Source organism: Burkholderia sp. Se-20373 (genome assembly GCF_017104705.1).
Lineage (GTDB): Bacteria > Pseudomonadota > Gammaproteobacteria > Burkholderiales > Burkholderiaceae > Burkholderia.
In genome coordinates this window covers 1-18,555 of record NZ_JAAGPH010000050.1, presented here as the reverse complement: position 1 = coordinate 18,555, position 18,555 = coordinate 1, and the positions used below count along the sequence as shown (strand labels likewise).

General features: G+C 62.4%; 17 protein-coding genes and 2 pseudogenes. 8 read left to right on the top strand and 11 right to left on the bottom strand.

Annotated features, from left to right (window positions below; translation table 11 throughout):
• The first annotated feature begins 272 nt into the window (after positions 1 to 272).
• Complete coding sequence (locus tag G3N96_RS18150; protein ID WP_206138008.1) at positions 273 to 566, top strand: hypothetical protein; 294 nt, start codon at positions 273 to 275, stop codon at positions 564 to 566.
• A gap of 590 nt (positions 567 to 1,156) precedes the next feature.
• Here G3N96_RS18150 and G3N96_RS18145 read toward each other — a convergent pair.
• From G3N96_RS18145 to G3N96_RS18120, 6 genes and pseudogenes are all read right to left on the bottom strand, one after another.
• Positions 1,157 to 1,339: pseudogene (locus G3N96_RS18145) on the bottom strand (hypothetical protein); the annotation flags it as partial.
• Positions 1,340 to 1,407: 68 nt separating this feature from the next.
• Positions 1,408 to 1,689, bottom strand: a complete 282-nt coding sequence (locus tag G3N96_RS18140) for a PAAR domain-containing protein (RefSeq protein ID WP_089433632.1) — start codon at positions 1,687 to 1,689, stop codon at positions 1,408 to 1,410.
• 9 nt (positions 1,690 to 1,698) lie between these two features.
• Positions 1,699 to 2,586, bottom strand: a complete 888-nt coding sequence (locus G3N96_RS18135) for a DUF4123 domain-containing protein (protein ID WP_124585658.1) — start codon at positions 2,584 to 2,586, stop codon at positions 1,699 to 1,701.
• Between the two features lie 37 nt (positions 2,587 to 2,623).
• Entirely contained in the window at positions 2,624 to 4,705 is a 2,082-nt protein-coding gene (locus tag G3N96_RS18130) for a DUF2235 domain-containing protein (protein ID WP_241022701.1), read from the bottom strand.
• A 95-nt stretch (positions 4,706 to 4,800) separates the two neighbouring features.
• Positions 4,801 to 5,319 (bottom strand): DUF3304 domain-containing protein, encoded by a 519-nt coding sequence (locus tag G3N96_RS18125; RefSeq protein ID WP_241022700.1) that lies wholly within the window; start codon positions 5,317 to 5,319, stop codon positions 4,801 to 4,803.
• Positions 5,320 to 5,739: 420 nt separating this feature from the next.
• The gene (locus tag G3N96_RS18120) at positions 5,740 to 8,262 is read right to left on the bottom strand and encodes a type VI secretion system Vgr family protein (RefSeq protein WP_206138006.1); all 2,523 of its coding nucleotides are present in this window, start codon (positions 8,260 to 8,262) and stop codon (positions 5,740 to 5,742) included.
• 509 nt (positions 8,263 to 8,771) lie between these two features.
• On the opposite strand from G3N96_RS18120, the gene G3N96_RS18115 reads away from it, so the two are divergent.
• Entirely contained in the window at positions 8,772 to 8,927 is a 156-nt protein-coding gene (locus tag G3N96_RS18115; protein ID WP_206138005.1) for a hypothetical protein, read from the top strand.
• A 212-nt stretch (positions 8,928 to 9,139) separates the two neighbouring features.
• The gene (trpS, locus tag G3N96_RS18110) at positions 9,140 to 10,153 is read left to right on the top strand and encodes a tryptophan--tRNA ligase (protein WP_206138004.1); all 1,014 of its coding nucleotides are present in this window, start codon (positions 9,140 to 9,142) and stop codon (positions 10,151 to 10,153) included.
• A 127-nt stretch (positions 10,154 to 10,280) separates the two neighbouring features.
• Here trpS and G3N96_RS18105 read toward each other — a convergent pair whose 3' ends face one another.
• Positions 10,281 to 10,691, bottom strand: coding sequence for a VOC family protein (locus G3N96_RS18105; RefSeq protein WP_206138003.1), 411 nt, complete (start codon positions 10,689 to 10,691; stop codon positions 10,281 to 10,283).
• A 461-nt stretch (positions 10,692 to 11,152) separates the two neighbouring features.
• Between G3N96_RS18105 and G3N96_RS18100 the strand changes: the two genes are divergently transcribed.
• From G3N96_RS18100 to G3N96_RS18090, 3 genes are all read left to right on the top strand, one after another.
• Entirely contained in the window at positions 11,153 to 11,581 is a 429-nt protein-coding gene (locus G3N96_RS18100) for an STM2901 family protein (protein WP_206138002.1), read from the top strand.
• Positions 11,581 to 11,931 carry a DUF1493 family protein gene (locus tag G3N96_RS18095; protein WP_124585645.1) on the top strand — a complete coding sequence of 117 codons (351 nt, stop codon included), beginning with the start codon at positions 11,581 to 11,583 and terminating at the stop codon, positions 11,929 to 11,931. Before G3N96_RS18100 ends, G3N96_RS18095 begins: the two co-directional genes overlap by 1 nt.
• A 128-nt stretch (positions 11,932 to 12,059) precedes the next feature.
• On the top strand, positions 12,060 to 12,500 hold the full coding sequence (locus G3N96_RS18090; protein WP_206138001.1) for a nuclear transport factor 2 family protein: 441 nt from the start codon (positions 12,060 to 12,062) through the stop codon (positions 12,498 to 12,500).
• 24 nt (positions 12,501 to 12,524) lie between these two features.
• Here G3N96_RS18090 and G3N96_RS18085 read toward each other — a convergent pair whose 3' ends face one another.
• From G3N96_RS18085 to G3N96_RS18070, 4 genes are all read right to left on the bottom strand, one after another.
• On the bottom strand, positions 12,525 to 12,911 hold the full coding sequence (locus G3N96_RS18085; RefSeq protein ID WP_089429578.1) for a VOC family protein: 387 nt from the start codon (positions 12,909 to 12,911) through the stop codon (positions 12,525 to 12,527).
• Positions 12,912 to 13,132: 221 nt separating this feature from the next.
• A complete protein-coding gene (locus G3N96_RS18080; protein ID WP_124585639.1) occupies positions 13,133 to 14,053 on the bottom strand; it encodes a bestrophin family protein in 921 nt (306 codons plus the stop codon).
• 176 nt (positions 14,054 to 14,229) lie between these two features.
• On the bottom strand, positions 14,230 to 15,237 hold the full coding sequence (cydB, locus tag G3N96_RS18075) for a cytochrome d ubiquinol oxidase subunit II (protein WP_089444122.1): 1,008 nt from the start codon (positions 15,235 to 15,237) through the stop codon (positions 14,230 to 14,232).
• A 3-nt stretch (positions 15,238 to 15,240) separates the two neighbouring features.
• Entirely contained in the window at positions 15,241 to 16,641 is a 1,401-nt protein-coding gene (locus tag G3N96_RS18070; RefSeq protein WP_206138000.1) for a cytochrome ubiquinol oxidase subunit I, read from the bottom strand.
• Positions 16,642 to 17,068: 427 nt separating this feature from the next.
• Between G3N96_RS18070 and fdhD the strand changes: the two genes are divergently transcribed.
• Together fdhD and G3N96_RS18060 are read left to right on the top strand one after the other, a co-directional pair.
• Positions 17,069 to 17,947: a formate dehydrogenase accessory sulfurtransferase FdhD gene (gene fdhD / locus G3N96_RS18065; RefSeq protein WP_206137999.1), complete on the top strand. Its 879-nt coding sequence runs from the start codon at positions 17,069 to 17,071 to the stop codon at positions 17,945 to 17,947.
• A pseudogene (locus G3N96_RS18060) lies at positions 17,947 to 18,417 on the top strand (molybdopterin molybdenumtransferase MoeA); the annotation flags it as partial. The gene fdhD and the pseudogene G3N96_RS18060, both read left to right, overlap by 1 nt.
• Positions 18,418 to 18,555: the final 138 nt, after the last annotated feature.

Sequence of the window (18,555 nt, the reverse complement as noted above, 5' to 3'; positions counted from 1 at the left end):
CGACGTTCGGGCGGTCGCGTGAGTTGGAATGGAGACATTCTGCTGACAGCCAGGCGAGGGCGAAATGATGTTTTTTGTGGTTGTTGACGAGAAAAAAGCTGGGGGATCGGTGATGCCGCCAGACGGAGACATCATGCATTCCGACACCGGGACGGCACTCGCTGCGAGGTGACGCGGCGGCCGGTCAACATGGCGAGCGAGGCATCCGCCGCTCTATACGGGAACGAATCATGCGCGTGAGTCGTAGTCGGCATTCAATGGAGGACGGCTCGATGAAACCCCTGACAATTGCAACGCGTCGCATTTTGGCGACCCTCGTGGCAGGCGGTGCACTCGCCGCGACCGGCGCGGCCTTCGCGCAAGGCTACGGTGCACCGCAACCGAGGGTCGAGGAGCGAGAGCGCGCCCCGGAGGCCGGTGTATCGGTCGAGATCGGCATGCACGGCGACCGCTACTGGGACGGCCATCGCTACTGGGAACGCGACGAGTGGAGGCATCGTCATCCGCGCGATCGCGATCCGTGGCGCGAACATGAGCACGAGCGCGGGGGCGAGCATCGTGAATAGTGACGACCGCCGCCTGGCATACGCGCAACTTCCGTGTGACGCGGGTCAAAAACCGGATTCCGATGCCAAAGCGCTCCGGTAAATGAGCGCAAACCGTGTCATCACACTTTTCCAGATCAGCTTGAACGCGGCCTTGTCTGACAAGAGATGGCCGCGTCTTTTTGATATTGCGCAGTGGCATGATCGCCTGATCAACTGCACCCCGGGATCTTCCACGCCGTCCTATTAACGGTAGCCGTGTACTCGCTGCCGGCGCATGCTCGTTGCCCGGCGCCGGCGCGAACGCCACTGCGCGCACGACCCGACGTCCAACACGGCGACTCGCAGGCAAGCAGTCGCCCCGCGCATGCCGGCCGCTACCGTTGCGCGGCATTTGCTTGCCGCCGAACGCGTTGTCTTAGTTTTTGCAATCGACTCACGCCACAATCATGTTTCGTCGAATACGATCTCCAATTTTTGTTATCCTAAGTAAGATGGCCGTTTTTATTTCGTAATCGACCATTCAATGCCCCAACTGCGCGTGCCGCCCGATCGCTCAATGCGTAGAACGCCAGCATGCTGGCGAGCATCGACACCGAACCCGGTGAAGCATCGCTCTTCGCGATCGGCACCGGATCGGAGGTTCCTTCGCGGTCACGCAGAATCTCGACGTCGAGCAGGTCGTCGTCGGTCGCGATGCGCTTGCGGCCGCTGCCGTTGCGATGGTTCGTGCCGTCCAGGTTCAAGCGCTTGCGCGGTCCTACGGTCGCTTCGTCCTTACGTTTGCGTGGCATAACGTGGCTCCTTGGCCATCAGTTTATGCCGCGCACACAAAAGTTCGGATAGGCTCGTTACCGTTGCGTCAATCCCCGACGCTGGCCGTCATGCTCCCAATCAGCGTGCACCCGCACTCGGTACGATGGCCATGCAGCGCGACACGCTGACCGTCGATCGTCACGGTCGGATGTGCCTCGACGATCTTGTTCACACCGTGGGGCCGACCATCCGGATATTTTTCCGGGCAATCAACCAGATCATGCAGACGGGCAATTTTCTTCCCGTCGATGCTGTGGGTTTCCGATCCCGTGATGACCCGTCCACCATGCGAGGTCGCGTCGCCAACCACGATCATCTTCAATGCCATGTCAACTCCTCATATCGTTACCGATTGCGACGCAATCCCGGTGTCGCGCACCGCTACCCGTTCGATCTCATCCCATACGCTCGCCGGAACGCCAGCGATCGCGGCCCCGAACGGTTCATCAGACTGCTGACGCTGAATCAGCAGATCGTTGACAACCCGATGCTGATCAAAATCAGCACCGTACAAGTAGGTGTACTGACAGAAAACCAGGCGATCCCCCGGCTCGCGAATCCCCCACTGCACTGCACGGAGATATCGCGGAATAAAATCCTCGAACCGGTCAAGATAGGGGCGCTCACCATCGACGTCACCGGACTCGACCAGCGCAGCCAGAATTTCGTCAGGTTCCGTGTGTACAGTCAGGACGTCGATATCCACCTGCTCCAGTCGAATCATGACTGATCGGCAAACCCTGGCTGGCGCCGTCGAATCGTTCCGGATATGCTGCCAGGCCCTATGGCGGCCCCTGTACATCCACTTCTCGAAAGGTCCCATGAACATGGCGCGGACCTGCTCGCCCCATACGCCGAATACCGCCTCGGTGTTACGCGGATCGAAGAACCGAACCATCGCGGTCATGTTGTCGCCTATGTCGGCAAACAGGAATGCCTGCAGATGCGTGACGAGCGCATCCATTTCGACCGTGCTCCAGATCAACGATAGGCATGGACTTTGAAGATCGAGTCGATCGAGCTCCATGAACCAGTCCGCTTCCGTGTCGGTCACTGACACCAGGAACAGCGACGCGTGCCCGAGTTCTTCTTCGGGCAAGCCGGCGAAAACGGAGAGATACGGGACGCCGGCGCGCTCCAGCAAAGGCACGACCTTCGGCGGGCATACCGCTGCGTCGATCAACCCCATCAGGCGGGCTGGCGGCGAGGAAGTCTGTAGTTCCATCAGAAATTCCGGTTATCGGTGCGCGTTCCAACCCACTTCACGCCCACCCAGCCTGGGTCCTGCCACCACCAATGTCTAGTGGCGCCCCGTTCGATGCAAGACCAAGATAGGCCTTGCGATTGTCCCCGCCGATAAACACGACTCGCGGGAAGCCGTACCCGCCCGGCGCGTACTCGTGAAAGTACGGAATACGGAACCAGCAGCGGCTATCGTGCACGTAGTCATCGAACAGGGCAATCGCCCCTGCTGGCAGTTTGTTCACTGCATCAGGCGACGTATGCTGCCGCAGGAATGATTCCACGCCAGGCAGCGGTGCTGCCACGACGTCGTCCTGCGGACGGTAGTGCTGCACGAGCGTCGACCAGGTCGAATTGAGCAGTATCCCGCTATATGCAAGCGTGACGCAGGGGGAGTCGCTACCGGGTTGATCGTGCGAGACGGAGAAGGTCGTCGGCACCTTGATTACGTCGCCGCCGCGGGTCACGATCGAGCGATGGTCCACGCGCTTCACCTGCCATCGCTCGCACTGGTCCGGATACAGGTAGCCCAGAAGCAACCGCATTTCCTCCGCCCCTTGCCGCATGTCGGTCTGGTCGTTGGTCACAACATCGAGTGGCCCCTCGCCCGGGCGAGCCGGTCTCGGGTTGGCGACCCCCGGATGGGCAATAACGCCGCACAGTTGCTCATTGCGGCGATCCATGGCTTCTTTCAGCGCCGTTACCTGCGCCTTCTGCAGGTTCATGTACGACGTGTATCCCGCACCCATCGACAGCGCGTTGGCCTCGAGCAACTCGGACTGCGACTTGAGCTTGCGCATGGCCGGATCGTTTTCCCCCGCCTTCGGCAGCGCCTGTTGAACCTTGTACGGCGTCATCTTGTCTTCATGCGCCCGCTTGAAGAATGGTTGCCCGGTCACATAGCGCTGCGGATTTCCGATATCCGCACGCAGCGTCCGCCACGTCAGCAACTGGCCCAGTCCGACCTTCAGTGCGTCCTCCACGCTGCTGACGTTGTCGACGGTCTTGCGCCATGCATTGAAGGCATCGATCACTGATTGGTCGAGAGCGAAGTCCTTTCCGAGCGGAGACCGTGGATCAAAGTCATCCTCGCCTCGAAGCGGCACACCATATGCAGCAGCCTTCAGATACATGTCGTGCAACGGAATTTGGCTCAGCTTGAAGCTGTCGTCGTTCGCTTTTGACGTAGCCCCTCCCTTGCCCTGTTCATTGGGCGCATAACCGCCTCCCACGTCCGAATGAACCCCTGGATAGGCCACCTCCTCACGGATACCGCTGCCGTAGCTGTCTCCATTGCGGATCGAATCGAGCGGAAAACTCATGCGTTGCTCGTGTACCGAGAACGCGTGATAACAGAATCGCACCTCCTTCGGAATATCGAGCCGACCGTCGTTGGCGAACGCGAAGTGCCCATCGAATTTGCCGATGTCCAGGGTCGCACGAGTCGAGTCAGGTGGTCCAACGGAAGCAACCGTGTCGAACAGGCCAACGAAATTAACCTTGTAATTCAGTGCGTACTGGCCAGTCTGGTAGCCGATTCGCCCATTTCGTGCCCATTCATTGATCAGCTTGTTGACGAATACACGCGCACATGCAGCCCCTCGCGAGAAGCCGATCACGTTAATCCAGATCTGCTTGATCGTCTGTGGATATCGCCCCTCGTTGACGGCCTGTCTGTGAGCGAGGCCTAGTCGGTCCGTGTAACCAACCAGCGGGAGTTTATGGCCATCGGACACCTCGTCGCATACATTTTTAGCATCGCCATCCGGAATCAGTCTTCGGGTTTTGTCCGTTGCAATAGCCTGGTAGATGGCGTTCAGCACTCTCGTATAACCCCAAACACAACGGCTCCCAAATCCCGCTGCCATTGACTTTCCGGAAGTTGAATACGTCAGTTCGCCAATTTCCTTGAACGGAGTGCCTACGCCGGGAATGTAGAATGCGTAAATCCCTTGCTCGTTCTTGTCCGCTGCCGCGTTGTAGAGTCGGGCAACGTTGGAATGTGTGTGAACCAGCGAATCCCTGAACGGATTCGTCTGCCCATCATTATTGTTCGTACCGTCGAAGAATAGTGTGATGTGAAGCGTTTGAGGGCAGGACATCAGCGCATCGCACACCAGTGCGCGCCCCTTCCTCAACGCTGCGGCGCTACCCGCCACTCGCCCCCCCGGAGGCATCGGGTCTGCCCATCTGAGACTCATTGCGCATTTCCTCCATCCCGGTGTAGCCGGTTCCACTCCTGATCCACTACCCCTTGTGCGATGTACGGATCGCTGTCCAACGGACGTACGCCGGGATCGTTCAGATCACCTTTCTGACCATCAGCTACCATGATGCGGACCCGCTCACCCGGCAGGAAAACTGCCCACAGCCCCCCCATGATTTTTCCGTATTTCGGTATCCTGACGTTTTCAGCCTTGTACCAATTCGTTGTGTGGTCCTCTTTCCGATAGGCCAGCCAACGCACCGTCAACCTCAAATCCGGCTGCCAGACAGACGGGATGTCACTACAGCACGTTTCCTTACCTCCACCGGACGGCTTGCCACCAACCTCCGCAGGCCACACATTGGGCCCACCACCGGCCACACCAGACCCTTCAGGCCCCTCTATCCCCCACTGGTGGATATACCAAGGGGAATAGTTCAGAGTCGAGGTGCCAACACCTAGCGTGTCGTAATGCTTGGGCAAGCTGGAGAGGTCAAGGGATTGCGCCATCGCGCCAGGATGCTTGTCGCATGCTCCGAGACTCAACACGGCCATAAGCGCCGCAACCCGGATCGCGCGTCGTCCATACCCGGAAAGTCGGCCTGTCCGGATCGACCTGGCTATCTGCACTTGTTCATACGCTAACGCGTCCTCTCCGTGACCCATTTGGTCTGCCCATCTACGACTCATTGCGCACTTCCTCCATTCCGGTATAACCGGTTCCATTCCTGATCCACCGCACCGTGCGCGATGTACTGATCGGTGTCCGGGGGGGGCGTATGCCAAGGTCGCTAGCATCGCCTTTCCAGCCGTCCGCTACCTCAATGCGCACCCGGTCACCCGGCAGGAAGACAGCCCACAAGCCTCCCATAACTCGCCCGTAGCGCGTACCGGGAAAGGCGGTCTGTCTTCGTGAATAGGGTATACGGTTTAACGAGGCACCAGTGCTGCCCCGCCCCGCGCCGCCTTCAGCATGCATTCGACACAGATCTTCTTGGGCGACAGATCGACCATCTGATCCTTCGGGCCCGGCAGATCGTGAGACGCGGCATATGCAGTGAACTTGCCCGTTGTGCCACTCATCACACCGCTTGAATCCATGTTCAGAAAGCTGCCGTTGACCTCGACGCGGAATTTGTGTGCACGCAACAGGATCTCCTCGCTTTCCAGCAGGATCTGCTTCTGCGCCCGTGCCACAATGGATTTCGTCAGCGCATTCAATACGATGTCGCCCGCAGCCGAAACGAGGTGCATGGGGCCGGTCTGCGCAAACAGGCGAACCGTATCGCGCACCGATGCAAAGAGACTGCGTCCGCTCGCAATACCGATATGCCCTTCCGTCGTGATCGCCGCCTGTTGAGACGCCACATGCACGGTAGCAGGCGTAGTAATCTCGATGCCCGCCTTGCCATCGATCACCAGGTGCGGTTCCGACAGTTCCGGGAACGTGTTGCCGCTGCTCGTACCCGTACCGCGGATTTGTTCATTCTGTGCCCCGATGGTATTGACGATGTCAGTCTGATGGCCGTCCGCATCCTGCGCTTCGCTCTGCTGGGCAATTTTCGTCAGCGCCTCATGCAACTGCTGCGCCTTCTCCAGTCGCGTGACGGTCTCGCTCATGTCCTTTGCCGCAGCAGTCGCGCCCGAGCGTGTCTCGGTCGTCACCAGCATGCCGCGGTTCGCGCGCAGCACGCCCCACGAATCTGTTGCCAGTTCCCACCCCATACCTCGCGCTTCGCTGCGCCCCGCATTGCCGTTGATGCGAGTGTTGTAGCCGACGACGAGACGCGATTGCTCGTAGTCGCTCGATACTTGCACCTGCAGTTTCCCCGGTGTGTCGTCGGCCACAACGTGATTCGCCTGCGTCCCCTCAAGGTCGCGAGAGCGCAGCCCCGAGAGCATCTGGTTATCCGGCAGCTTCCATTGCACGAAGTTGGTGCCGTTCGGCACGCGGCCCGTAATGATCGGGCGGTCCGGCGCCCCATCCAGAAACGACACGACGACCTCATCGCCGATTCGAGGAATATGGATCATCCCGAATCCCTCGCCCGCCCACGGATGACTCACTCGGACCCAGCACGAACTGCGCTCATCGCGCTGACCGATCCGATCCCAATGGAACTGGACCTTGACACGACCCAGCTCATCGGTATGAATACGCTGGCCTTGCGGACCGACAACGGTGGCCGTCTGCATCTGCATGACAGGCTGACGATGTTCGTACGGGCTGCGGAAGGGCACGGATTTGCGCTGCGCTTCGATCTCTACCACGAAGAAACCTTCGGATCCGTCGAAATGCGTCACGCCCGAGGCTGGCTGCCCTTTGAAGTTTGCTTTCGCTTCGGCCAGTCGCCCGTTCAAGCTATGCGGAAGATCCCCGTGATGGCTCGATCCTGGCAGGTTGTTCTCTATCAGCCACACAACTTCGATGACGGCGAATTCGTTGCGCTCCCGCGACGCCCGATCGTGCTCCGGGTGCCCAACGAGTTCGAACCACCGTCCAGCGTCGACACCGCGCAATCCCCCCATACCGTGGAATCGCTTTGCGCGTGACTCCCACTCCTCCATCCGTACTTTGGTGAGGTGATCGCCGCGCTCCTGCTCCAGATAGGTATAGGGACCAGTGTACTCATACATCTCGAGTTGCTCCGGCAACTCATGCGACACGGTCGGGATCGTGGTGCCTTTCGGATTGGCAAGCGGTGACGGATGCTTGTAATCGAACGTACGCGTCGTCAGGGCCGCGCTATGGAGGGTTCGCAAGCCGGACCAGTAAACCAGCGCATCGACCTCGCTACTCGTGCCGTATCGGGAAAACTGAACCGAGCGCACCGCGAGTGGCTCGCAGGTATCCAGATGATCCGTGACCGTCAGCGTGTGCGACTTGCCGTCGTCCGCTTGCTTCCAGATGCCGAACAGCCCTTCCTCTTCCATCAGCCGATGGACGAAATTCCAGTCGTCTTCGTACTGCGTACAGTACGATCTCGACGGAAGCGATCTGGAGAGCGCGAAATCGAATCGCCCTTTCGCCTGCGGATGGGCGTTGAATACATCCCTGAGGATTTCGTCGACAGGCTTGTCCTGCCAGATACGCTGGTCGCGTCGGAATTTTAAAAAATGCATCCACGATGCAAAGCGGAGCTGGTAACTGGTCAGTCCACCTTCTGATCCCAGCCTGCGCACCGCATAGACGTAGCCGTTTCGCGGAAGATATGACCGGTTTGCCTGTTGAATCCACAGGGTGATGGATTGCCCGATCAGTTTTTTCAGTTCGAGATCGTTGTGCGTCGACAGGACGTCGATCGTGAAGTCGAAATGTCTGCCAATTCGGGACCAGCCAGCGGCATGCTGAGGCAACAATACATTGTCGCCAAGGGGCGTATCGAGCTTCAACAAGCGATCTTGCTGAAGTAATCCCCCCTGCATCGCCCTCACGATGTCTTGTGCATCCATTTTTATCCGAACCTTACATTTATATTACTTATTGTCACCGGTATGACACACATCTCTCCCGCGCGATTCTACAGTCAAATGAATCGGAAACAAGGTCAAGCAAGGAAAGATCGGTGAGTCCAACAATCCAACCTGGACAAAGCTAGATCTTTCTAACCCGGCCCGTTGTTTTGGCTTGATGTCGGAGCCGCACCGTCAGCGGCAGGGATTGACAACTCATATTTCGCGCTGGTCCCCGCCCAACAATTCTTGACTGCGCCTACCTCGCTAGACTGGTACCATGCCGTTCGCCTTACAACAGGCGACACAAGCCTGCCCCGTGCCTGATCGATACCACCGATCACCCCTTTTTTTGGTGCTGCGCAACCTGCGATACCCGCCAGTGCGACGGCGACATGCCACCCGCGCCCCTTGTAACCCTCGCAACACCGCGGCGTTAGGCTCCACACGCCTGACCCCGTTGCAGCAACCGTTGGAGCGGCGCCTTTCGCGCCGGCAAGTCTGAAAGCATGAAGAACACGAAGCAGCCCCCCCGCACCCCGCACCACAAAGACCGCACGCCGCTGGCGCGCGCCGGCGCGCTGCTGCTGATGGCCGGCCTGCTGTACCTGCTGTGGCCGTCGGCCGAAACCGCGTACCTCGCCATGGAGTCGGTGATCCGCTGACGCGCACGGCCATCCGTCCCCGCACTACGCTATACTCACGCAATGGAAACCCGACCCGCCTCGCCGAACGTGCATTGCTGGTGGCGCGCCTGACCTAGGCGGCCCGTTTCCTTTTGCATGTCCCAAACGTGATGCCGCCAGCGATGGCGGCATTTGCGTTTCTGCGCAGGCACCATGGCTGGCGGCTTCGATAACCCGGAGCCACGACCAACATGACCCAACCCGCCCGACCGACCATCCTCACCGGCGACCGCACGACCGGCCCGCTGCACCTCGGCCACTACATCGGCTCGCTGCGCGCGCGCGTGCAGATGCAGCACGAAGCGAAGCAGTTCCTGCTGCTCGCCGACACGCAGGCGCTGACCGACAACATGGGCCGCCGCCAGCGCGTCACCGAGAACGTGATCGAAGTCGCGCTCGACTATCTCGCGGTCGGCATCGATCCGGCGATCTCGACGATCGTCGTGCAGTCGCAGGTGCCCGAACTCGCCGAACTGTCGCAGTACCTGCTGAACCTCGTCACGGTCGCGCGCCTCGAACGCAATCCGACCATCAAGGAAGAGATCCGCCTGCGCGGTTTCGAGCGTGACATCCCGGCCGGCTTCCTGACCTACCCGGTGAGCCAGGCGGCCGACATCACCGCGTTCAAGGCAACGCACGTGCCGGTCGGCGACGACCAGTTGCCGATGATCGAGCAGACCAACGAACTCGTGCGCCGCTTCAACGCGACCGTCGAGCAGCCGGTGCTGGTCGAATGCGAAGCCGTGCTGTCGGCGGTCACGCGGCTGCCGGGGATCGACGGCAAGGCGAAGATGAGCAAGTCGCTCGGCAACGCAATCACGCTCGGCTCGACACCGGACGAGATCACGCAAGCGGTGAAGGACATGTACACCGACCCGAACCACCTGCGCGTGAGCGATCCCGGCCAGGTCGAGGGCAACGTCGTGTTCACGTTCCTCGATGCGTTCGAACCCGACGTGCAGAAGGTCGACGAGCTGAAGGCGCACTACCGTCTCGGCGGGCTCGGCGACAGCGTCGTCAAGCGCGTGCTGAACGAGCGGCTGCAGGCGCTGATCGAGCCGATCCGCGCGCGCCGCCGCGAATTCGAGGCCGACAAGGCGGAAGTGATGGCGATCCTGAAGCGCGGCACGATGCATGCACGCGACGTGGCCGGCGCGACGCTTGCCGAGGTGAAGGGCGCGATGGGGTTGAATTACTTCGATTGAGTGTCGCAGGCGGCGAGCATGCGAATGCGCGCCGCGCGCCGCGCGCCGCCGGACGGTATCGGGCCGGCGCGCGGCGTTCACCACCGAGTCACACGCGCAAGCGAGCGTTGACGCAACCGCAACCTCATCACGATGCGCTCGCCGGCACGGACACGTGGCACACCGCCTCGACCCGATTGCCTGCCGGGTCGACGAGAAACGCGCCGTAGTAGTCGGCGTGGTACTGCGGCCGCAAGCCGGGTTCACCGTCGGACTGCCCGCCCGTCGCCAGCCCGGCCTCGAAAAACGCATCCACCTGCTCGCGGCTCGCGGCCTTGAAACACCAGTGCCGCTTGCTCGCGCCGATTTCAGCGGGATCCGCATAGACAGCCAGAAACGTCGATGCGGTGTCGTTCGCATTGCAACGTTCGCCATAGCCGAGCGCGGTCGGCCGGTCATAGACCTTGGCTGCGCCCAGCGCGGCCATGATGGCATCGTAGAACGGGCGCGCAACGTCAATATCCGGCACGCTGATGGATACGTGATCAAGCAATTGCATAGGGTTTGCTCCATGGAATGAGCATGAGTCTACACACTCGTGCGCGTTTCGCCTCGACCGCCCCTCCCTGCTGGCGTCCGTGCGACCGGTCGCGGCATTCGGTCAGCATCACGGCTCACTACACGCCCAAACGGATGCAGCACGAAGCCGCTTTCACGACGGGCGTTGGCCCTGAACACGGCCAGCGACACTTGGAAACCTTTCGATTCAAGCCATCCGTGGTGCCGGGAACCGCACTGGCCACGATTGCTCTCGCGCCGCTCACCGGTGATAGCGCAGCAAACGCAGGCCATCACGCAGTTCGCGTCCGAGCGCTCGAGCCATCGCAAGCCACATGCACGCCCGCCATCCGAAATTGACCTGCAATGGCAGTCTCGCTAACTTGGCCCACCGAAAACAAAGACGGCAAGCGAGACGCACAGCACCTGCGGCTTGTTTCGCCGGCACCGTGAGGGCACCGAGTGAACACCTATCGCTACCAGAATCTGCAAAACCTGAGTCAGATCGAACTATTCTTCCTGATTGCCGCCGATGAAACGTGCAAGCAAGCCGGAATCGACGATATCGAAGCCGTTATCCTGATTCTTTCCGGCTTGCCGATCCTTCCGACCCGCGCCAAACCACTCGGGGCGACCCACGGGACTTCCGTTGCGTCGGTGATGGCACGATCGGTATTCAGATATGAATTCAAGCGCAAGGTACTTCCGACCGTCACCCTGCAAAGCATCCGGAATCTGCGCGTAATCCTGACTCATCGCCTTGCGGTATTCGTAGGCCGGACCGTGCCAGGCGTCGGCTGGGTCCTGCTCGCCAAAGACGCCTTCCATATTGTCCGGAACACCGTTTCCCGGTACAACCTGATTGCCAAACCGGAGGACAGGGTTCTGTAATGGACGACCGTCAATTGTGGGAAAAGCTGGAAGCGTTCGTTCGCGAGGAAGCAGCCGTATCGAGCAAGCGCCGGATTAGCGGCAACACCTCCGTATCCGACGATCTCGGACAAACCGGAGACGATGCCGACATCTTCATGGATCGATTCTTCACCCGGTTCGAGGTGGATCGCGGCGACTACGATTTCGGACGTTACTTCCTGATGGAAGGTGAAGGGATCCTGTATCACGTCGTACGCAAGTACCTGCTCAGGAAACCCCATACGTTCAAACGGGAGGCATTGACCGTCAACATGCTGTGCAAAGCCGTCTCACTGGGCAAGTGGGACTCCGAGGCAATCAAGGAATGATCGGCACTGGCCGCCTCCCGCGCCTGCTCGACTGATCGTGAATCTCTAGCCGCCTTAGTCCACTCAGCCGATGCCACGCCCGCCCGCCCCCGCTATCGTTTCCCCGTCATCCACCTCCCCACGACACCATGACGCCCCAGGAAACGATCGACCGGATGGAGATCCAGGATCTGCTGACCCGCTATTGCCACGCCGTCGACCGCCACGACTGGCACGAATTCGAACGCATCTTCGCGGCCAACGCGACGCTCGACTACACGGCCTTCGGCGGTCCGGTAGGCCGCCGTGCGGAAATTGCCGGGTATCTGGAACAAGTGACGTCGGCGATGCGCGGCATGCAGCACACGATCTCGACGTCGCTGCTGATCGTCGACGGCGACGCCGCGACCGCTCGAACGGCCGGCCAGGCAATGATGACCACGGCCGATGAAGCCGGCGACGATCGCGTGTGCTTCGTCGGGCTCTGGTATCGCGACCTGCTGGTGCGGACCGAATGCGGGTGGCGCATCCAGCGCCGCACGCAGGAGCGCAGCTGGATGCACGATGCGCCGCCGGTCGCGGTGCGCTGAGCGCCCCACGAGCGGCGCGTGCCATCACTTCATCTGCATCAACTGAATCAGGTTCCCGCACGTATCGTCGATGATCGCGACACGCACGGGCCCCGCGTCCATCGGCTCCAGCGTGAAGCGCACACCGAGATCCGTGAGCCGCGCGAACTCCGCATCGAGGTCGTCGACCTGGAACGATGCCGCCGGAATGCCGTCCTCGTACAGCGCCTGCTTGTAAGGCCCGACCGCGCGATGGTGGCTCGGCTCGAGCAGCAGCTCGGTGCCGTCCGGCTGGTCCTTCGACACGACCGTCAGCCAGCGGGTCTCGCCCACCGGCACGTTGTTCTTCAGCTTGAACCCGAGCTTGTCGGTATAGAACGTCAACGCCGTGTCCTGGTCGTCGACGAAGATACTCGTCACGTAGATTCGCATTTCAATCGCTCCTGTCGCGGCAGCTACCGCCCTGCCGCTATTCTTCGCCGAAATCGATGATAAACGCATCACCGCCGTCGATCAGCGTACGCAGGTAGCCCAGTCGAAGTCGTCGGCGATCACCGGATCGCGGTCGGGATCGTGCGGGAAACGTACGACCTGCCCGACCTTGCCGCCCGACGCCGGCCCGAAATCGACGCAGCGCCGCGACGTGCCGCCGCTTACGTGATCTGGTACGTCGACGCCGGCACGAACTCCTCCGGCAGCGGACGATCGCCCAGTTCGAGTACCGACCGCTCGATCGTGCGCGTCATCGCATCGAGCGCCAGCGCGTTCGGCGCGAGGCCGAACGGCTCGGCCACCTCGCTCGCGATCGCTTCGAGCGCGATCAGCGTGTACGAGATGAACACGCAGATCAGCGGCGTGAAGAACTCCGTCGAATCGACGAGACCGAACGGCAGCAGCACGCAATACGCATACACGGTGCGATGCAGCAGCACGCTGTACGAGAACGGGATCGGCGTCGACAGGATGCGTTCGCAACCACCGACCGATTTGCCGATCTCGTCGAGCTGCGTTTCGAGCATCCAGCAGGTCGCGTCGCTGCCGGGCGCGCGGCCCAGCGCACGGACGATGCCGCCGCGCAGCTCGTCGAGGATCGCGACGGGCTTGAAGCATTTGCCGCCCAGCTCGGCCGTGCGTTCCGCACCGAGAATGCGTTGCAGGTCCGCGGTCGGATCGGTATGACGAAGCTGATGCTTGAGCGCATAGGTAAGCGCGATCAGCAGGTCGGCGAGCCGGTTGCGCTCGGCGTCGCTCACGCTGTCGGGCAGGTAGCGATTGAACTGCGACGTCAGCGCCCGCGCCGCGATCAGCAGGTTGCCCCACAGATGCCGCGCCTCCTTGAAGCGCTCGAAGCTCGCGCTGTTGCGAAACCCGAGAAAGATCGCGAGCGCGAGCCCGAACAGCGTGAACGGCGCGGTGTTGAGGGGGATCTTCTCGCCGAAGATGCGCCCGTTCGTGAAGACCGCCAGCGTGCTGACGACCGCCATGAACACGAGCTGCGGAATGATCGATTGCAGCACGGAGCCGTTCCAGACGAACAGCATCCTGAGCCAGTTTTGTTGCGGTCGGACGATCATGGTGTTTTCTCGACTGCCAGGGAATGCATCAAGCGGCGCGCCGGCGCCCGATGCGCAACGGCCCGCGCGTGGCGGGCCGCTGCCGGGTGAAGGCCGGGGCGGGCAACGCGCTGCGCGTGATGATACGCCCGCGCCCGCCCTGCCCGTCACCTCATGCGGCGTTCAGTGATGGCCGCTCAGTGATAGCCGATATCGCCCTCGCGCACCTTGCCGCGGAACACGCGGTACTGCATCGCGTTGTACACGAGGATGATCGGCAGCACGATCACCGTGCCGACGAGCGCGAACAGCTGGCTCGAGTGGCTCGACGACGCATCCCAGATCGACAGCGACGGCGGCACGATGTTCGGCCAGATGCTGATCACGAGCCCCGTGTAGCCGAGGAACACGAGCGCGAGCGTCAGCAGGAACGGCGTGGCCTCGTGCGCGCGCTTCACCGTGTGGAAGATGCCCCACACGCAGGCGACGACGAGCACCGGCACCGGCAGGAACCAGCCGAGGTTGCCGCTGCCGAACCAGCGATGCGCGACGGCCGGCAGCCCGATCACGGTCCACAGGCTGACCACGCCCATCACGGCGAGCAGCACGCCCGCGAGCGGCTTCATCAGCAACCGCATCTTGCGCTGCAGTTCGCCGTCGACCTTCAGGATCAGCCAGCCGCAGCCGAGCGTCGCATACGTGACGAGCACGCCGATTCCGCACAGCAGGCTGAACGGCGACAGCCAGTCGAACGGCCCGCCCGCGAACTGGTTGTTCTCGATCTTGATGCCCTGCAGCAGCGAACCGAGCACGATCCCCTGGCAGAACGCGGCCAGCGCCGAGCCGCCGATGAACGCGAGATCCCACATGTGTTGCGTGCGGGTGGCCTTCGCGCGCAGCTCGAACGCCGCGCCGCGGAAGATCAGCCCGACCAGCATCAGCACCAGCGGCAGGTAGTTCGCCGGCAGCAGCGTCGAATACACGACCGGGAACGCGCCGTAGAGCCCCGCGCCGCCGAGCACCAGGAACGTCTCGTTGCCGTCCCACACCGGTGCGACGGTGTCGAGCATCACCTGGCGCTCGGCCTTCGCATCGAAGAACGGAAACAGCAGGCCGATGCCGAGATCGAAACCGTCCAGCATCACGTAGATGAATACGCCGAGGCCGATGATCGCGGCCCAAATGACAGGAAGATCGATGTGCATGGCTTACTCCGCTTCGGTGACGTTCAGCGGCGTGGACAGCGCGCTCTTGCGCAGCCCCGGATGCCGGTGCAGCTCGATATACCCGGCCTGGGCAGCCGGCCCGCGCTTCATCAGTTTCATCATGTAATAGATACCCGTTCCGAACACCAGGAAATACACGACCACGAAGACCAGCAGCGACACGCCGACCTGCTGCGCGGTGAGCGGGGAGACCGAATCGACGGTGCGCAGCACGCCGTACACGGTCCACGGCTGCCGCCCGACCTCGGTGGTGATCCAGCCGGCCAGCAGCGCGACGATGCCCGACGGCCCCATCGCCACCACGAACCACTGGAACCAGCGCGTTTCATACAGGCGCCCGCCCTTTCTCAGCAGCAGCCCGAGCAGCGCGGTGAGCAGCATCAGCATCCCGAGGCCCGCCATGATCCGGAACGTCCAGAACAGGATCGGCGAATACGGGCGGTCCTGCGGCGGGAATTCCTTCAGCCCGCGAATCTCGCCGTCCCAGCTGTGCGTGAGGATCAGGCTGCCGAGGTGCGGCACCTGGATCGCATAGCGCGTGGTTTCGGCCTGCATGTCGGGCAACCCGACGAGGTTCAGCGCGGTGCCGCCCTTCTCGGTTTCCCACAGCCCCTCGATCGCCGCGATCTTCGCCGGCTGGTATTCGCGCGTGTTCAGCCCGTGCGCATCGCCGACGACGATCTGGATCGGCGCGAGCACCAGCAGCATCCACAGCGCCATCGAGAAGCTGCGCTTCACCGACTCGTCGCGGCGCCCCTTGAGCAAGTGCCACGCGCCGCACGCGGCGACGATGAAGCCCGCGACGATGAACGCCGCGATCGTCATGTGCACGAGCCGGTACGGGAACGACGGGTTGAAGACGATCTTGAACCAGTCGACCGGCACGACGAGGCCGTTCTCGATCTTGTAGCCCTGCGGCGTCTGCATGAAGCTGTTCGACGCGAGGATCCAGAACGTCGAGATCAGCGTGCCGACCGCGACCATCAGCGTCGCGAAGAAGTGTGCGCGGGGGCTCACGCGCTGCCAGCCGAACAGCATCACGCCGAGGAAGCCGGCTTCGAGGAAGAACGCCGTCAGCACTTCATACGTGAGGAGCGGGCCCGTGATGTTGCCCGCGACGCGCGAGAAGCCGGCCCAGTTGGTGCCGAACTCGTACGCCATCACGACGCCGGAGACCACGCCCATCCCGAAGCCGATCGCGAAGATCTTCGACCAGAACTGGAACATGGATTTGTAGGCGGCATCGCCGGTGACGAGGTAGCGCCATTCCAGCACTGCCAGGAAGCTCGCCATACCGATGCTGATCGCGGGAAACACGATGTGGAACGACACCGTGAACGCGAATTGCAAGCGGGCGAGATGGAACGCATCGAAGATTTCCATGACCGTAATTTGCTCGTGGTTGTGAGGACGTACGCTCGAAGCAGGAAATCGCGCGACGGCTTGGCGACAACACATGCGAACACAAGCAGTCACTCGCATGGCATCGAAGCGTGAATGACGATATCGCGTTTGCAACGATACTCGCAATCGTTCGAACGTGCGTTGAAACTGTGCTGCTTACGCCGCCGAAGATGTGTGCACGGAAAACACATTTCGTGCCTGCGGGATGGTCAGCTGTACTGCTTTCCGCGTTGCAGCGCTGTATCTCCGGCGCGCCTGTCATCCCCGTTAACATCCCATGAAACGCCTGCCCGAAGCGACGGCGCGCCCCCTCCGCCGCGCCGCTCGGCAGCCTCTCGATTCCCCTGGTCCGGCATACGCGCCCGACCCGGCCGGCCCGCCGGCCGATCCGCCTGGAGAAAACCGCATGGAGTCCTGCATCCGCCGCGACGAGCCGACCGGCAGCACCGCGTGTCAGGTGACGCGTCACAGTGCCGGCGAAGCGCGCGACACCGTCGATCGCGTCGTCGAGGAAACGCCGGTTGCACTCGTGTTCAACGACATTGCGCACACGGTCATGATGGCGACCCCGCTCGACCTCGACGTGTTCGGCCTCGGCTTCGCGCTGAGCGAAGGCATCGTCGAGCGCGCGTCGGACGTCTTCGACATCGAAAGCGAATGCCGGGCCGGCAGCGCCGAAGTGCGGCTGACCGTGTCGCAGCAGGCATTCATGGCGATGAAGGCGCACCGGCGCGCGCTGGCCGGCCGCACCGGCTGCGGTGTCTGCGGGATCGAAAGCATCGCGCAGCTCGACCTGCACCCGCCGCGCATCGCCGCCGCCGGCACGGCCGCCGGGATCGGCGCGGCGGCGATCGAACGGGCCGCGCGCGCGTTGCCGGCCCACCAGACGCTGATGCGCGAGACGGGCGGCATCCATGCGGCCGCGTGGTGCGACCGCGACGGCGACGTGCTCGACGTGTTCGAGGACGTTGGCCGCCACAACGCGCTCGACAAGCTGATCGGCCGGCTCGCGCGGCGCCGCGCGAACCTGCACGACGGCTTCGTGTTCCTGTCCAGCCGCGCAAGCTACGAACTGGTGCGCAAGGCCGCGCGGGTCGGCATCCCGATGATCGCGACGATCTCGGCGCCGACCTCGCTCGCGATCGACGTCGCCCGCGAAGCCGGCGTCAGGCTGGTCGGCTTCTGCCGCAACGACGGCTTCGTCGAGTACGTGTCGCCCGACGCCGCTCGGCCCTCTCAACCCGATCAACCCGCGCTCGCCCAAGCGCATCCGGCACGCTCCTGATGAAACCCCTGACCGATTTCGACACCGCGCAGCAGCATTTCGCCAGTGCGTTCGCGCCGCTCGGCGCCACCACGTCCATCCCGGTCGCGGAAGCCGCCGGCCACGTGCTGGCCGCGCCGCTCACCGCCGTGCTCGACCAGCCGCCGGCCGACCAGAGCGCGATGGACGGCTACGCCGTGCGTCACGCAGATCTCGCGCACGGCGAGCCGCTGCACGTCGCGCAACGCTGCTATGCGGGCGACACGCCGGCACCGCTGGCCCCGCGCACGGCCGCACGCATCTTCACCGGCAGCGTGATTCCGCCCGGCGCGGACACCGTCGTGATGCAGGAGCACGCACGCGAGCAGGACCGCTGGGTCGCGTTCGACGCGCCGCAGCGCAGCGGCTCGCACATCCGCCGCCAGGGCGAGGAAGTGCGAGCCGGCGACCGGCTCGTGCCGGCCGGCGTGCGCATGGGCCCGATGCACGTCAGATCGGAAGAGCGTCGCGTAGGGACAGAGTGGTTGCCTAGGTGTACGCCTCGCTTCTGTCGCTATCAGTGAGATAAATATATAGGCATACTGTACACGCGCATTGTCCATATCGCACACCTTTTCTCCGCACATAGT

Coding starts and splice junctions, on each gene's coding strand:
- G3N96_RS18085 (WP_089429578.1), bottom strand. CDS start 12,911: ATGCGAATCTACGTGACGAGTATCTTCGTCGACGACCAGGACACGGCG.
- G3N96_RS18120 (WP_206138006.1), bottom strand. CDS start 8,262: ATGGATGCACAAGACATCGTGAGGGCGATGCAGGGGGGATTACTTCAG.
- G3N96_RS18150 (WP_206138008.1), top strand. CDS start 273: ATGAAACCCCTGACAATTGCAACGCGTCGCATTTTGGCGACCCTCGTG.
- G3N96_RS18125 (WP_241022700.1), bottom strand. CDS start 5,319: ATGGCGCAATCCCTTGACCTCTCCAGCTTGCCCAAGCATTACGACACG.
- G3N96_RS18105 (WP_206138003.1), bottom strand. CDS start 10,691: ATGCAATTGCTTGATCACGTATCCATCAGCGTGCCGGATATTGACGTT.
- G3N96_RS18115 (WP_206138005.1), top strand. CDS start 8,772: ATGAAGAACACGAAGCAGCCCCCCCGCACCCCGCACCACAAAGACCGC.
- G3N96_RS18140 (WP_089433632.1), bottom strand. CDS start 1,689: ATGGCATTGAAGATGATCGTGGTTGGCGACGCGACCTCGCATGGTGGA.
- fdhD (WP_206137999.1), top strand. CDS start 17,069: ATGGAGTCCTGCATCCGCCGCGACGAGCCGACCGGCAGCACCGCGTGT.
- G3N96_RS18070 (WP_206138000.1), bottom strand. CDS start 16,641: ATGGAAATCTTCGATGCGTTCCATCTCGCCCGCTTGCAATTCGCGTTC.
- cydB (WP_089444122.1), bottom strand. CDS start 15,237: ATGCACATCGATCTTCCTGTCATTTGGGCCGCGATCATCGGCCTCGGC.
- trpS (WP_206138004.1), top strand. CDS start 9,140: ATGACCCAACCCGCCCGACCGACCATCCTCACCGGCGACCGCACGACC.
- G3N96_RS18130 (WP_241022701.1), bottom strand. CDS start 4,705: ATGTCCTGCCCTCAAACGCTTCACATCACACTATTCTTCGACGGTACG.
- G3N96_RS18090 (WP_206138001.1), top strand. CDS start 12,060: ATGACGCCCCAGGAAACGATCGACCGGATGGAGATCCAGGATCTGCTG.
- G3N96_RS18080 (WP_124585639.1), bottom strand. CDS start 14,053: ATGATCGTCCGACCGCAACAAAACTGGCTCAGGATGCTGTTCGTCTGG.
- G3N96_RS18095 (WP_124585645.1), top strand. CDS start 11,581: ATGGACGACCGTCAATTGTGGGAAAAGCTGGAAGCGTTCGTTCGCGAG.
- G3N96_RS18135 (WP_124585658.1), bottom strand. CDS start 2,586: ATGGAACTACAGACTTCCTCGCCGCCAGCCCGCCTGATGGGGTTGATC.